This window comes from Nocardiopsis sp. CNR-923 (genome assembly GCF_001942255.1).
Taxonomy (GTDB): domain Bacteria; phylum Actinomycetota; class Actinomycetes; order Streptosporangiales; family Streptosporangiaceae; genus Nocardiopsis.
Map to the genome: position 1 here is coordinate 170,411 of NZ_MKKC01000098.1, position 13,749 is coordinate 184,159.

Sequence of the window (13,749 nt, forward strand, 5' to 3'; positions counted from 1 at the left end):
CAAGACGATGTCGGTCCTCGACGCCCTGGAGTCGGGCCCGGCGTCCCTGGCCCAGTTGGTACAGATCACCGGTCTGGCACGGCCCACCGCCCACCGTCTGGCCGTCGCCCTGGAGCGGCACCGCATGGTCGGGCGCGACAGCCAGGGCCGCTTCGTGCTGGGCCCGCGCCTGGGCGAGCTCTCCATCGCCACCGGCGAGGACCGGCTCCTGGCCGTGGCGGCGCCCGTGCTCGTCCAGCTGCGCGACCTGACCGGGGAGAGCGCCCAGCTCTACCGCCGCCAGGGCGACCTGCGGGTCTGCGTGGCCGCGTCGGAGCGCACCAGCGGCCTTCGGGACACCGTGCCGGTCGGCAGCGAACTCCCGATGAACGCCGGTTCGGCCGCCCAGGTGCTGCTCGCGTGGGAGGACCCCGACCGCATCCGCCGCTGCCTCGTGGGCGCCCGGTTCACGGCCGCCAGCCTCACCCAGGTGCGTCGCCGCCGGTGGGCCCAGAGCGTCGCCGAGCGCGAGCAGGGCGTGGCGTCGGTGTCGGCTCCCGTGTCCGGCCCGGGCGGCCGGGTGATCGCCGCCGTCTCGGTCTCCGGACCGATAGAGCGCCTGACCCGCTCACCCGGACGGATGCACTCCCAGGCGGTGCTCTCGGCCGCCGAGCGGATCAGCGAGTCGCTGCACACGTACGAGGGCCGCTAGGCGCACTGACCGCTGAGGTCGGCAACGCCCGACCCGCCGACGCACGGCATCAGGGCCTTCGGCAGCGGGGTCGGGGTGAGCTGGCGGGGACGGCGCGGATAGAACGTCCGAGCCGCCACACGGCGTCCACCTCGCGACCACCCCGGGCCGATCCGGCGCCCGCGGCACGGGTACCGCGCGGCGAGGCGAGCGCGCACGTCCACGGCTTCCGGGACGACCGGCTCATCCGGTCGCCGATCGCTCTCCGCGACGCGCGGCCGGGGGAGTTGACCCGTCGGGTCGACCCCGGGCACGACGAGGGCCCCGCTCCATACGAGCGGGGCCCTCCGTGACGTGTACCCCCGAGCGGATTCGAACCGCCGTTACCGCCTTGAGAGGGCGGCGTCCTAGGCCACTAGACGACGGGGGCCAGGACGATCCAAGCGCGATCGCGAAGACTACGATACCCGCTCGAACCGGACATCGACGACAAGCGCCGACCAGGAGAAAAGCTCCCACGCGGTGGAAGCCTCTCCCTGTGGTACCCCCGAGCGGATTCGAACCGCCGTTACCGCCTTGAGAGGGCGGCGTCCTAGGCCACTAGACGACGGGGCGCACGTTGTGGTCGATGACCCGTGCGGCTCACGGACAACCGTGAGACCGGAGCTGGGGTACCAGGACTCGAACCTAGACTAACTGAACCAGAATCAGTCGTGCTGCCGATTACACCATACCCCAGTGCTTTCGGAAGGACCTGGCCGCTCTCGCTTCCTCGTCCCCCTCGGCGACGTCGCTAACTCTAGCGGACATTCAGAGTGCTCGCGAACGGGAGTCGGGGCGGCCGAACCGTGGCTCCGACCACCCCGTCCGCTCACGTCCGAGCGGCGTCCTTCTCCTGGGCACGGAGCCGCTCCAAGGCGGCTCCGATCCGTGCCAGGACGCGGTCACGGCCGAGCGCCTCCAGCGACTCGAACAGCGGCAGGCCGACGGTGCGTCCGGTCACGGCCACCCGAACGGGGGCCTGGGCCTTGCCGAGCTTGAGTCCGAGCGAGGCTCCGGCCTCCTCCGTGGCGGTCTTCAGGGCCTCGGCGGTCCACTCCTGAGCGGAACCGGCGAAGCGGTCCTGGACGGCCTCCAGCATCTCCCTGCCCACGCCCGGCTTCATCGCCTTGGACCAGCTCCTGTCGTCCTCCACGGGCTCCGGGAGGAAGAGGAAGTCCACGTTGGGCACGATCTCGCCGAGCACGGCGACGCGGCTCTGCGCGAGCGGGGCGACCGCGCGGAACACCGCGGGGTCGAAGTCGGCCGGGTCCCAGGGCGCGGCGTCACCGGTCAGCCAGGGCTCGCAGCGGCGGACGAAGTCGTCCAGGTCCAGGGCGCGAATGTACTCGCCGTTGAAGGCACGCAGCTTCTTCTCGTCGAAGAACGCGCTGGAGCTGTTGACGTCCTCCACCCGGAACAGCGGCCGCATCTCCTCCCAGGGCAGGATCTCACGGTCCTCGCCCGGCGCCCAGCCCAGCAGCATGAGGTAGTTGACCATCGCCTCGGCCAGGTAGCCCTCGTCCTGGTAGGACTCCAGGGCGACCTTGTCGCGGCGCTTGGACAGCTTCTTGCGCTGCTCGTTGACGATGACGGGCAGGTGCGCCCACGTCGGCGGGGTCAAGCCCAGCGCCTCCCACAGCAGCTGCTGCTTGGGCGTGTTGGACAGGTGCTCCTCGCCGCGGATGACGTGCGTGATGCCCATCTCGACGTCGTCGACCACGTTGGCCAGGACGAAGAGCGGAGAGCCGTCGGCGCGGGCGATCACGAAGTCCTCGATGGAGGCGTGGTCGAACTCCACTCTGCCGCGGATCCGGTCCTCGACGACCGTGGGGCCGCCCTCGGGCACGCGGAACCGCAGCGCCCGTCCCGGGCCGGGCTCCAGCCCGCGATCGCGGCAGAAGCCGTCGTAGCCGAGGTTGGGGTTGTCCCGGCGCTCCTGGACCTGCTCACGGGTGCAGTCGCAGAAGTAGGCGCGGCCCTCCGCCCGGAGCCGCTCGGCGGTCTCACGGTGCTGGTCGGCGTAGGACGACTGGAAGTAGGGCCCCTCGAAGTGCGGGTCTGCGTCGCTGATCCCCAGCCAGGCGAGCGCGCGGATGATGCCGTCGGTCCACTCCGGGCGGTTGCGGGCCGCGTCGGTGTCCTCGACGCGCAGGACCATGCGGCCCGCGGGGTCCTGCTGCGCCAGGGCCCAGTTGAACAGTGCGGAGCGGGCGCCGCCGACGTGGAACATGCCCGTGGGGGACGGGGCGAATCGGGTGCGAATAGGAGTCTCAGTCACGGGCACCAGCGTATCGGGGGCTGGCGGCCGCTCCCGGAACGTCGCTGGTGGACGTCCCCGTCGGACCGCGCAGCGCCCCACGGGCGGTGGTGGGTGACGGGTGGGCTCAGGTAGCCAACGGCAGCGGTCGGGGGTAGGCCGGACCCATCCCGAACCTTCGCGAGAGGGTGTCGGCGAAGGCGGCGGCGATCTTCAGTTCGCCGTCGGCGTTGGGGTGGGTGCCGTCGTAGGCGTCCACGGCAGGGTTCCAGCCGAGGGGCCCGGCGATGTCCACGCCGACCACCGGGGAGGCGTCCGTGGTCAGGTCCGCGGCGACCGCGCGGACCACCTCGTTGTAGGCGTACACGCGCAGCGCGAACCCCTCGTCGGTCTCGGCCAGGGCGATGGGCAGGGCCTCGCCGATCACGACGCGCAGGTTCGGGTTGCCGCGCCGGGCCGCCTCCACGTAGTCGCGCAGGCGTTGTTCCATCTCCTCGGTCTCCACCGGCCAGAGCAGGTCGTTGACGCCGATCATGACGCACAGCACGTCCGGCTGGTGGGCCCTGACCTCCTCCTCGATCGAGCCGGTCGCGTCGAGCAGGGTGCGCCCCCACAGGGCGTTGTGGTCCTGGTCGAAGGAGGGGTCCCGGTACTCGACGGTGGCCGGGTCGCCGTCCGCGCCGGGCCACGCGGTCGCTGACGGGGTGGTCGGCTCCTCCGGGGCGTCCGTCGCGGCGTCCTCGGCGGTCGGAACCGGGAACATCATGTCCCGCGTGGCGGGTGCGGTGTAGGGGCCGACGAAGTCCAGGCCCTCGACGTGCGGGGCGAGATGGTTCCACAGGCGGTAGCGCCAGGTCCAGTCGCCGTTGGCGCCCTGGGTCATGGAGTCGCCCGCGATCATGACGCGGCTGGGTTCGCGCACCGGGGCCTCCTGTTCGGGGTCGCTGTCACCGGATCCGTACCGGGTGAGGGCCCACAGGCCGGCGCCCAGCACGACGAGCACGACGGCCAGCGCCGCCGCGATCACGGGCGGGACCGGACGTCGGAGCGTGGCCACGGTGGATCCTTCCGTTTCCCGGGGTCGGCGGTACGGAGAGCGTACCGCCGTACCGCGGACGTGCCCGGAATCGGGGTCGGAAGGCGTCAAGCCGCGGCCCGCTCGGCGGGAAGCGGCGGGTCAGTCCCGTGCGACCACGCGGTTGTGAATGGCGCCGAGCCGCTCGACGGTCACGGCGACCTCCTGGCCGACCCGCACCGGGCCCACGCCCGCCGGGGTGCCGGTGAGGACGACGTCGCCCGGGAGCAGAGTCATGAACGAGGTGACGTACTCGATGACGGCCGAGATGTCGTGGATGAACCGGGAGGTGTGGCCCTCCTGCCGGACCTCGCCGTCGACCGTGGTGGTCAGCGCCAGGTTCTGGGCCTCCTCGACGGTCAGACCCGTGGTGATCCAGGGTCCGAGGGGACAGAACGAGTCGAACCCCTTCGCCCGCGTCCACTGCTTGTCCCTCTTCTGGAGGTCGCGGGCGGTGACGTCGTTGGCGACCGTGTACCCGAAGATCACGTCCTTGGCGCGCTCGCGGGGCACCTCGCGGCACGGCCGGGAGATGACGAGGGCGAGTTCGCCCTCGTAGTGGATCTCCTCGGAGACCGCGGGGTGGAAGACGGGGTCATGCGGGCCGGTCACCGACGTGGAGGGCTTGAGGAAGACCACGGGCTCCTCCGTGGGCTCGCCCGTCACGTCGCGCATCTCCTCGACGTGGTCGGCGTAGTTCTTGCCGACGCACACCACCTTGGTCGGCAGGACGGGGGACAGGAGCCGGACGTCGGAGAGCTTGGCGCGCTCGCCGGTCGGCGCGATGTCACCCAGGAGGGGGTGGCCGTTGAGCCGGGCGACGAACTCCTCCCCGCTGTCGGTGTCAGTCTCCACCAGGCCGAACCCGACCTCGTCCCCGGACGCGAAACGTGCGATGCGCACCTGATGCCTCCCAGCACCCCCGTCGACTCACTTGCGGTTGAAGGGTAACCGCGCGGACCGCCGAGAGCACACGCCATCCGGCCGCGTGACCGACATCCCCTTCCCTGCCGGGCTTCTGGAGCGCCGCCTTGGCACGGATTCCGGACAGCCTCTGGCATCCTGGAAGGGACGTCCGTTGTCGAGAGGTTGCAGTCAGTGCCCACGTCCGCTTCGCACAGGGGATCCCGAGCCCGGCTCCGCCGGGTCCACCGGTACCCGCTGGGGCTCGCGCTCGGCTTGTGCCTCGTCTCCGGGGCCTCCGTGGTCCTCATGGTCGCCGTACCCGAACCGGGCGGCCTGGCCGCGCCGGCCGGGACCGGGGCGACCGCCATCCTGGAGGAGGGCGACGACGCCGGCTCCGCCGATCCGGCGGCCGAGCGCGAGGCCGACGAGGAGGCCGCCGCCGAGCCTGAGTCCGAGGAGGACGTTCCCGTCCTGCTCCGCTCGGTCGAGGAGGAGGTCGACACCGCCGACGGTGTGGTGCGCATTATGGACGGCGAGGGCGAGGTCATGGGCGAGGGCCCGCTGCTGACCTTCGCCGTCGAGGTGGAGAAGGGACTGCCCGGGGAGGCCGAGGACTTCACTGCGGCCGTCGAGGAGGTCCTCGGCGACCCCCGGAGCTGGGGCAACGACGGCGAGCGGTCGCTCCAGCGGGTTGACGGGGACGACGCCGACATCCGCGTGCTCCTGGCCGCCCCGGACACCGTCGACCGCCTGTGCGCGCCGCTGCGCACCAACGGGTTCGTCTCGTGTGCGAGCGGCAACCGCGCCGTCATCAACCAGAACCGGTGGGTGTCGGGCGTGGAGCACTTCGACGGCGACCTGGAGACCTACCGGATCTACCTGATCAACCACGAGGTGGGTCACACCCTGGGGCGCGGCCACGTCCTGTGCCCCGGCGGGGGCGAACCCGCGCCGGTGATGCAGCAGCAGACGCTGAGCCTCCAGGGGTGCGAGCCCAACGGGTGGGTGCACCCGGGCAACGGCTGACCCCGCAGCGGACCTCCCGCCGACCTCAGCCCTGCGGGTACCCCTGCCGCAGGAGGCCGTAGGTGACGGCCTGTTCGAGCGCCACCCAGGAGGCGTCGACGACGTTGGGGCCCACGCCCACCGTCGTCCACTCCCCCGCGCCGTCGCTGAAGCTGATGAGGATCCGCGTGATGGCGTTGGTGCCGGAGCTGCCCTCCAGGATGCGGACCTTGTAGTCGGTCAGCTCCAACCCGGCCAACGCCGTGTACACGCCCTCCAACGCGGTGCGCAGCGCGCGGTCGAGCGCGTTGACCGGGCCGTTGCCCTCGGCCGTGGCGATCACCCGCTCACCCTTGACCTGGAGCTTGACCGTGGCCTCGGTGAGGCTCTCGTAACCGTCGTCCAGCGGGCTGGCCCCACTGGTGGGGCGCCGCTCGGTGATGACCCGCCAGGACTCGGTGTCGAAGTAGCGCACCGGGGAACCCAGCTCCTCCCGCAGCAGCAGTTCCAGGGAGGCGTCGGCGGCCTCGAAGCTGTACCCGGACAGTTCCAGCCCCTTGACCCGGTCGACGACGCGCCCCGACAGTTCGCGGTCGCCGCCCAGGTCCAGCCCCAGCTCCTTGGCCTTGAGTTCGATCGAGGCCCGCCCGGCCATGTCGGAGACCAGCATGCGCATGCGGTTGCCGACCAGCGCGGGCTCGGTGTGCTGGTACAGGTCCGGGTCGACCTTGATCGCGGAGGCGTGCAACCCGGCCTTGTGCGCGAACGCGGACACGCGACGTAGGCTGGTGGGTGTCCGGGGCGAGGTTGACGATCTCGGCGATCGCGGTCGCCACCCGCGTCATCTCCGACAGGCAGCCCTCGGGAAGGACGTCGCGGCCCTGTTTGAGGGTGAGGGCGCCCACGACGGAGAACAGGTTGGCGTTGCGACCCGCTCGCCGTAACCGTTGGCGGTGCACTGCGCGTGCGTGACGCCGGCCTCGACCGCGGCGAGGGTGTTGGCGACGGCGCAGCCGGTGTCGTCCTGGGCGTGGATGCCCAGACGGACCCCGGTCGCCTCGCGCACCTCGGTCACCACTCGGGTGACGTCGGCCGGGAGCATGCCGCCGTTGGTGTCGCACAGGACGACCACGTCGGCCCCGGCCTTGGCGGCCGTGCGCACGACGTCGAGCGCGTGCGCGGGGTCGTGGAGGTAGCCGTCGAAGAAGTGCTCGCAGTCCACGAACACCCGCTGGCCGTGGTCGTGCAGGTGGGAAACCGTGTCCGCGATCATGGCGAGGTTCTCGGCGAGGGTCGTGCGCAGAGCGCGTTCGACGTGCCGGCCGTCACTCTTGGCGACAAGGGTGACGACCGGTGCGCCGCTGTCGCGCAGGGCGGCCACCTGTGGGTCGTCGGCGGCCCGCACACCGGCCCGGCGGGTCGCGCCGAACGCGGTGAGTCGCGCGTGCTTCAGCGTGAGCTCTCGGGAAGCCCGCTGGAAGAACTCGGTGTCCTTGGGGTTGGCCCCCGGCCACCCGCCCTCGATGAACCCCACCCCGAAGTCGTCGAGCAGCTGCGCGATGGCCAGCTTGTCGGAGACCCGCAGATTGATCCCCTCGCGCTGGGCCCCGTCGCGCAGCGTGGTGTCGAAGACGTGGAAACCGTCATCCCTCATGGGTGGTACTCCCGAAGGTGGATGCCGGGGCACCGGCCCGACCAACAAAAGACCCCTCGTGGACACGAGAGGTCAGCGCGCTGGCGGGGTCCGTGTGAACTGCCCCGGCGTGGATGGGCAGTCGGTCAGCCAGCGCGCCCCACGATAATGAGAACCTGGGACGGCATGGGGCCAGTGTGCCACACGGGGGTCGCGTCCTCCGAGTTCACGCACCGAATGTCTCATTCTCCGAGACTGTGATCCCTCTTACCGGACGTATCCTCGGCAGGTCCGTCCCGCTCCGCGGCGGCGGCTGGGCCCCGGCCGACACGACGACGGGCCGCCCGGCGCTCCGGACGGCCCGCGTGGGAACTCCGGGCGGTGACGCCGCCAGGGCGCGCGCCGCCCTCGACGGCGGCCCCTTCCGGGTGCCGACGCCTACGACGCGGTGCTCACTCCGCGTCGGGCGGCATGCGCGGCACCCGCCCTAGAACCGCGCGACCCACCCGTACTTGTCGGCGCGCTGGCCGGTCTGGACGCCCACGAGTTCCTCGCGCAGGCGCATGGTGACGGGGCCGGGGGTGCCGTCGCCGATGCGGAAATCGCCGTCGTCGCTCCGGACCAATCCGACGGGGGTGATCACCGCGGCGGTGCCGCAGGCGAACACCTCGGTGATCTCTCCCGACTCGGCCGCCGCACGCCACTCCTCGACGGACAGCGGCGCCTCCTCGGCCTCGTAGCCCAGGTCGGGCGCCATCCGCAGCAGGGACTCGCGGGTGATGCCCGGCAGCAGCGTCCCGGTCAGCGGGGGGGTGCGCAGGCGCGCGTTCTCACCGGAGCCGAACACGAACCACAGGTTCATGCCGCCCATCTCCTCGACCCAGCGGTGCTCGCGGGCGTCGAGCCAGACCACCTGGTCGCAGCCCTTCTCGACCGCCTGGGCCTGGGCTAGGAAGCTGGCCGCGTAGTTACCCGCGAACTTGGCGGCTCCGGTCCCGCCCGGGGCGGCCCGGGTGAAGTCCTTCGACAGCCAGACGGTCACCGGCTTGATGCCGCCGGAGAAGTAGGAGCCGACCGGAGACGCGATGAGGAGGTAGAGGTAGCTGCGGGACGGGTTGTTCACGCCCAGGCCGACGTCCGTCGCGATCATGAACGGGCGCAGGTAGAGGCTGAAGTCGGGCTTGCTCGGAACCCAGTCGCCGTCGTGGTCGAGGAGGAGTTCGATCGAGCGGAGGAAGAGGTCCTCGGGCAGTTCCGGCATCGCCATGCGGGCCGCGCTCCGGTTGAACCGCGCCGCGTTGGCGTCGGGCCGGAAGGAGGCCAGGGAGCCGTCGGGGTGGCGGTAGGCCTTGAGGCCCTCGAAGATCTCCTGGGCGTAGTGCAGGGAGGCGGTCGCCGGGTCCAGGCTCAGCGGCCCGTACGGCTCCAGCTTCGCGTCGTGCCAGCCCTTGCCCCCGGTGTAACGGATCGTCACCATGTGGTCGGTGAACACCTGGCCGAACCCGGGATTCTCCAGCAGTTCCTCTCGTTCGCGCGGGGTCTTCCGGCGGTCGGAGAGCTGGATGTCGAACGTCAACCCGCTTGTGGTGGTGTCGTTGTTCATGTCGTCGGTGGTCCTCTCGGGTGCAACAGGTCGGCAGCGCCGCCGACCTGGGATCTAGTCTGTCGGAAGAGCGCACCCGGTGCCAGACCGGAAGGTATGCGGACAACGGGCGCGCGCGGATGACCCGGGCGCGCCCGTCAACGTGTGCCGGTGGTTCCCGACGGCCGCGCCCGCGTGAGGGGCAGGGCCGACGGCGCCGCGTCAGCCCTGCTCGCCTACTCGCGCGGCGAGGTCGTCGCCGATCTGGGAGGTGGAGCGCGCCTTGGCGCCCTGTGCGCGGGTCTTGAGGTCCGCGGCGACGGCGGCCTCGATCCGGCGGGCGGCCTCTGGCACTCCGAGGTGGTCCAGCATGGTGGCGACCGACAGCACCGTGGCCGTGGGGTCGGCCTTGCCCTGCCCCGCGATGTCGGGGGCGGAGCCGTGGACCGGCTCGAACATGCTGGGGAAGGTGTTGTCGGGGTTGACGTTGCCGCTGGCGGCGAGCCCGATGCCCCCGGTGACGGCGGCGCCGATGTCGGTGATGATGTCGCCGAACAGGTTGTCGGTGACCACGACGTCGAAGCGCGCGGGCTGGTTGACGAAGAACATGGCCGCCGCGTCGACGTGGCAGTAGTCGACGGCGACCTGCGGGTACTCGGCGCCGACCTCGCGCACGACGCGCTGCCAGAGCTCACCGGCGAAGGTGAGGACGTTGTCCTTGTGGACCAGGGTGAGCTTCCTCCGCGGGCGGGCGGCGGCCTTCTCGAAGGCGTAGCGGACGACGCGCTCGACCCCGAAGCGGGTGTTGACGCTGTCCTGGGTGGCGATCTCGTACGGGGTGCCCTTGCGCAGCACGCCCCCGGCTCCGGCGTAGGGGCCCTCGGTGCCCTCGCGCACGACGAGCATGTCGATGTCCTCGGGCGAGACGCCCGCCAGCGGGCTCTCGACGCCCGGAAAGAGGCGGACGGGACGCAGGTTCACGTAGTGGTCGAAGTCGAAGCGCAGGCGCAGCAGCAGGCCGCGCTCCAGGACGCCGCTGGGGACGCTGGGGTCACCGACGGCGCCCAGGAGGATCGCCTCATGCTCGCGCAGCTCGGCCCCGACCGAGTCCGGCAGCGTCTCGCCGGTCCTGTGCCAGAGCCTGGCGCCCAGCTCGTACTCGGTGGCCTCGATGGCGAGGTCGTGCCGCGAGGCGACGGCCTCCAGGACCTTGAGCCCCTCGCCCACCACCTCGGGACCGATCCCGTCACCGGGGATGACGGCCAGTTTCACCGTGCGCGCTGCCATACGGACTGCCTCTAACTCGAACGGACCCCGCTTGTCTCACATCGCGAGATCAGGTTGAACGGTGGATGAGACAAGCCTAGCGGTCCAGCGGACCCCCGCCGTCCCTGCGGTCCAACGCGCCCTGGAGTGCGCGGTGGACCTCGTCCTCGGCGTGGACGGTGGGCCCGGACCGCTGACTCCTAGGACGACAGAATATCGGATGTCCAAGTATTTGACCAGGTCATCTCAATATGCGAGACGACCGCGTGTCGTCGCGGTTCACAGCGGCACAGCGCCCTGGCTCCTGGACGACGCAGGGCCGCGCCACGTCCGTGGCACGGCCCTGCCCTGATCGGGGAGGCCGGGGGGGACGGCCCACGTCATGCCCCTGCCGCCCAGTGGACACCGGGCGCGGAGCGAAGCACACCCGCGGACGGCCCCCTCACCGGATCCCTCAGTCCTCCAGGTCGATCTGACGGGAGATGTCCGCCTGGATCTCAGCCGAGATCGAGGCCAGGACGTCGTCCGGCACCGCGGAGTCCACGGTCAGGGCGATGAGCGCCTTGCCGCCCTCCTGGTCCCGGATGACCTGCATGCCCGCGATGTTGACGCTGGCGTCGCCCAGCAGCGCGCCCACCTTGCCCACGATGCCCGGACGGTCCTCGTAGGAGAGGAACACCATGTGCTCGCTGAGGCTGATCTCCATGCCGTAGTTGTTGATCTCCACCAGCTTCTCGACCTGGCGGGGACCGGTCAGGGTGCCCGAGACCGACACCCGCTGACCGTCGGCGAGCACACCGCGCACGGTGATGAGGTTACGCCAGTCGCTGTTGTCGTCGCTGGTCACGAGGTTGACCTCGACCCCGCGCTCCTTGGCCAGCAGCGGGGCGTTGACGAAGGTCACCGTGTCCTCGACCACGTCGGCGAACACGCCCTTGAGCGCGGCGAGCTCCAGCACCTTGACGTCGTGTGCGGCGATCTCGCCGCGCACCTCGACGTCGATCCGGCTGGCGATCGTCCCCGCCAGGGAGGTGAACACCCGGCCCAGCTTCTCGGTGAGGGGCAGACCCGGCTTGATCTCCTCGGCCACGCCCGTGCCCTGCACGTTCACCGCGTCGGGCACGAACTCGCCCGACAGCGCCAGCTTGACCGAGCGCGCCACCTGGGTGCCCGCCTTCTCCTGCGCCTCGGCGGTGCTGGCGCCCAGGTGCGGGGCCACGACGACGTTCTCGAACCCGAACAGCGGGCTGTCCGTGCACGGCTCCTTGGCGAAGACGTCGATCCCGGCGCCCGCGACGCGACCGTCCTTGAGCGCCCGGTACAGCGCGTCCTCGTCGAGGATCCCGCCGCGCGCGGCGTTGACGATCCGCACGTTCGGCTTGACCTTGCTCAACGCCTCGTCGCTGATCAGGCCGAGCGTGTCCTTGTTCTTGGGCAGGTGGATGGTGATGAAGTCGCTGCGCTCCAGCAGGTCGTCCAGGGTGGTCATCTCCACACCGATCTGCGCGGCCCGCGCGGGCTGCACGAACGGGTCGTAGGCGATGACCCTGGTGCCGAACGCCGACAGCCGCTGGGCGACCAGGGCGCCGATGCGACCCAGGCCGACGATACCGACGACCTTCTCGTACAGCTCCACACCCGTGTACTTCGAGCGCTTCCACTCCCCGTTGACGAGCGCGTTGTGCGCCGGGGCGGTGTTGCGCGCGCTGGCCAGCAGCAGGTTGATCGCCTGCTCGGCGGCGCTGATGATGTTGGAGGTCGGGGCGTTGACCACCAGGACGCCCGCCTTGGTGGCCGCGTCCACGTCGACGTTGTCCAGACCGACACCGGCGCGGGCGACCACCTGGAGGCGGTGGGCCGCGGCCAGGGCCTCGGCGTCGATCTTGGTCGCGCTGCGCACGATGACGGCGTCGACGTCGGCGATGGCCGGAAGGAGCTGGGAGCGGTCGGCCCCGTCGACGCGGCGGACCTCGAAGTCCTCTTCGAGCAGCGCGATTCCGGCGGGCGAGAGTTCTTCCGCTACGAGTACGGCGGGTTTGGGCACAACGGTTCCTTTTCGGGTGGTGCTACCCGGACGGGTGGGGGGATCGGCCCGGGTGTGACGGCCGATCAAAAGTCTACTGCCGGAGTAGGGAAGCCCGTCGGCCGGTCGCTGTGTCGGGGACCGGGCGCACGCGCCCGCCCGCCACCCGCCGGAGGTCCCCACCCCGGGCACGCGTCCGGGGCGGGTGGCCACCCGCCCCGGACGTGCCGGATCGTCAGGCCTTGAGCCAGCTCATGAGCGGACGCAGTTGGGCGCCCACCTTCTCGATCGGCTCGTTCTGCTCGACCTCGCGGCGCTTGGTGAAGGTCGGCTGCCCGGCGTCGAACTCGTCCATGAGCTCCTTGGCGTAGCTGCCGTCCTGGATCTCACGCAGGATCTTGCGCATCTCCTCGCGGGTCTGCTCGGTGACCACGCGCGGGCCTCGGGTGTAGCCGCCGTACTCGGCGTTGTCCGACACCGACCAGTTCATCTTGGAGATGCCGCCCTCGTACATGAGGTCGACGATCAGCTTGAGCTCGTGCAGGCACTCGAAGTAGGCGATCTCCGGCTGGTAGCCCGCCTCGACCAAAGTGGCGAAACCCGCCTTGACCAGCTCCTCGGCGCCCCCGCACAGGACGGCCTGCTCGCCGAACAGGTCGGTCTCGGTCTCCTCGGTGAAGGTCGTCCTGATGACGCCCGCCTTGGTGCCGCCGATGCCCTTGGCCCAGGACAGCGCCAGGTCCCAGGCCTGTCCGCTGGCGTCCTTCTCGACCGCGACCAGGCAGGGCACGCCGCGCCCGGCCTCGTACTGGCGGCGGACCAGGTGACCCGGCCCCTTGGGGGCGACCATGGCCACGTCGACGCCCTCGGGCGGGGTGATGAGGCCGTAGCGGATGCTGAAGCCGTGACCGAAGAAGAGCGCGTTGCCCGCTTCGAGGTTGGGCGCGATCTCGTTGGCGTACAGGTCCCGGTGGATGTGGTCCGGCACCAAGATCATGATGACGTCGGCCTCACGGGCGGCCTCGGCGGGGGTGAGGACGCGCAGCCCCTCCTCCTCGGCCTTGGCGCGGCTCTTGGAGCCCTCGGCCAGACCGATCCGCACGTCGACGCCCGAGTCCCGCAGCGACAGCGCGTGGGCGTGCCCCTGGCTGCCGTAGCCGATCACGGCGACCTTCTTGCTCTGGATGAGCGCCAGGTCCGCGGCGTCGTCGTAGTACATCTGTGCTGCCACTTGGGGTTTCTCCTTGATTCTTACGTTCGTGTCCGGGCTCGGCGCAAGCGTCCGGATGC

The 13,749-nt window shown here is 71.0% G+C and carries 9 protein-coding genes, 3 tRNA genes and 1 pseudogene; 2 read left to right on the forward strand and 11 right to left on the reverse strand.

The features are described 5' to 3' along the window. The first annotated feature begins 7 nt into the window (after positions 1-7). Positions 8-691: an IclR family transcriptional regulator gene (locus BJF83_RS17570; protein WP_075927163.1), complete on the forward strand. Its 684-nt coding sequence runs from the start codon at positions 8-10 to the stop codon at positions 689-691. 336 nt (positions 692-1,027) lie between these two features. Here the strand turns inward: BJF83_RS17570 and BJF83_RS17575 are convergent. From BJF83_RS17575 to BJF83_RS17600, 6 genes are all read right to left on the reverse strand, one after another. Continuing rightward, a tRNA-Glu gene (locus tag BJF83_RS17575) sits at positions 1,028-1,100 on the reverse strand. Between the two features lie 109 nt (positions 1,101-1,209). Continuing rightward, positions 1,210-1,286, reverse strand: a tRNA-Glu gene (locus BJF83_RS17580). Between the two features lie 50 nt (positions 1,287-1,336). Beyond that, positions 1,337-1,408, reverse strand: a tRNA-Gln gene (locus BJF83_RS17585). Positions 1,409-1,541: 133 nt separating this feature from the next. Further along, positions 1,542-2,990, reverse strand: coding sequence for a glutamate--tRNA ligase (gltX, locus tag BJF83_RS17590; RefSeq protein ID WP_075927164.1), 1,449 nt, complete (start codon positions 2,988-2,990; stop codon positions 1,542-1,544). A 106-nt stretch (positions 2,991-3,096) separates the two neighbouring features. Continuing rightward, positions 3,097-4,026: a GDSL-type esterase/lipase family protein gene (locus tag BJF83_RS17595; RefSeq protein WP_075927141.1), complete on the reverse strand. Its 930-nt coding sequence runs from the start codon at positions 4,024-4,026 to the stop codon at positions 3,097-3,099. 120 nt (positions 4,027-4,146) lie between these two features. Further along, positions 4,147-4,947, reverse strand: a complete 801-nt coding sequence (locus BJF83_RS17600) for a fumarylacetoacetate hydrolase family protein (RefSeq protein WP_075927142.1) — start codon at positions 4,945-4,947, stop codon at positions 4,147-4,149. Positions 4,948-5,205: 258 nt separating this feature from the next. Here BJF83_RS17600 and BJF83_RS17605 point away from each other — a divergent pair, with 258 nt between their 5' ends. Continuing rightward, the gene (locus BJF83_RS17605; protein WP_075927165.1) at positions 5,206-5,976 is read left to right on the forward strand and encodes a DUF3152 domain-containing protein; all 771 of its coding nucleotides are present in this window, start codon (positions 5,206-5,208) and stop codon (positions 5,974-5,976) included. A 25-nt stretch (positions 5,977-6,001) separates the two neighbouring features. Here BJF83_RS17605 and cimA read toward each other — a convergent pair. The 5 genes and pseudogenes from cimA to ilvC form a co-directional block, all read right to left on the reverse strand. After that, positions 6,002-7,609 (reverse strand): annotated as a pseudogene (gene cimA / locus BJF83_RS17610) (citramalate synthase). A 466-nt stretch (positions 7,610-8,075) separates the two neighbouring features. After that, positions 8,076-9,191, reverse strand: coding sequence for a branched-chain amino acid aminotransferase (locus BJF83_RS17615; RefSeq protein WP_075927143.1), 1,116 nt, complete (start codon positions 9,189-9,191; stop codon positions 8,076-8,078). A 201-nt stretch (positions 9,192-9,392) separates the two neighbouring features. After that, positions 9,393-10,457, reverse strand: coding sequence for a 3-isopropylmalate dehydrogenase (locus tag BJF83_RS17620; RefSeq protein WP_075927144.1), 1,065 nt, complete (start codon positions 10,455-10,457; stop codon positions 9,393-9,395). 433 nt (positions 10,458-10,890) lie between these two features. Then, entirely contained in the window at positions 10,891-12,480 is a 1,590-nt protein-coding gene (gene serA / locus BJF83_RS17625) for a phosphoglycerate dehydrogenase (RefSeq protein ID WP_075927145.1), read from the reverse strand. A 214-nt stretch (positions 12,481-12,694) separates the two neighbouring features. After that, the gene (gene ilvC / locus BJF83_RS17630) at positions 12,695-13,690 is read right to left on the reverse strand and encodes a ketol-acid reductoisomerase (RefSeq protein WP_187347173.1); all 996 of its coding nucleotides are present in this window, start codon (positions 13,688-13,690) and stop codon (positions 12,695-12,697) included. Positions 13,691-13,749: the final 59 nt, after the last annotated feature.

What these genes read in the sequence shown, in the direction of transcription:
- BJF83_RS17570 (WP_075927163.1), top strand. Translation starts at nt 8, where the DNA reads ATGTCGGTCCTCGACGCCCTGGAGTCGGGCCCGGCGTCCCTGGCCCAG.
- BJF83_RS17615 (WP_075927143.1), bottom strand. Translation starts at nt 9,191, where the DNA reads ATGAACAACGACACCACCACAAGCGGGTTGACGTTCGACATCCAGCTC.
- BJF83_RS17620 (WP_075927144.1), bottom strand. Translation starts at nt 10,457, where the DNA reads ATGGCAGCGCGCACGGTGAAACTGGCCGTCATCCCCGGTGACGGGATC.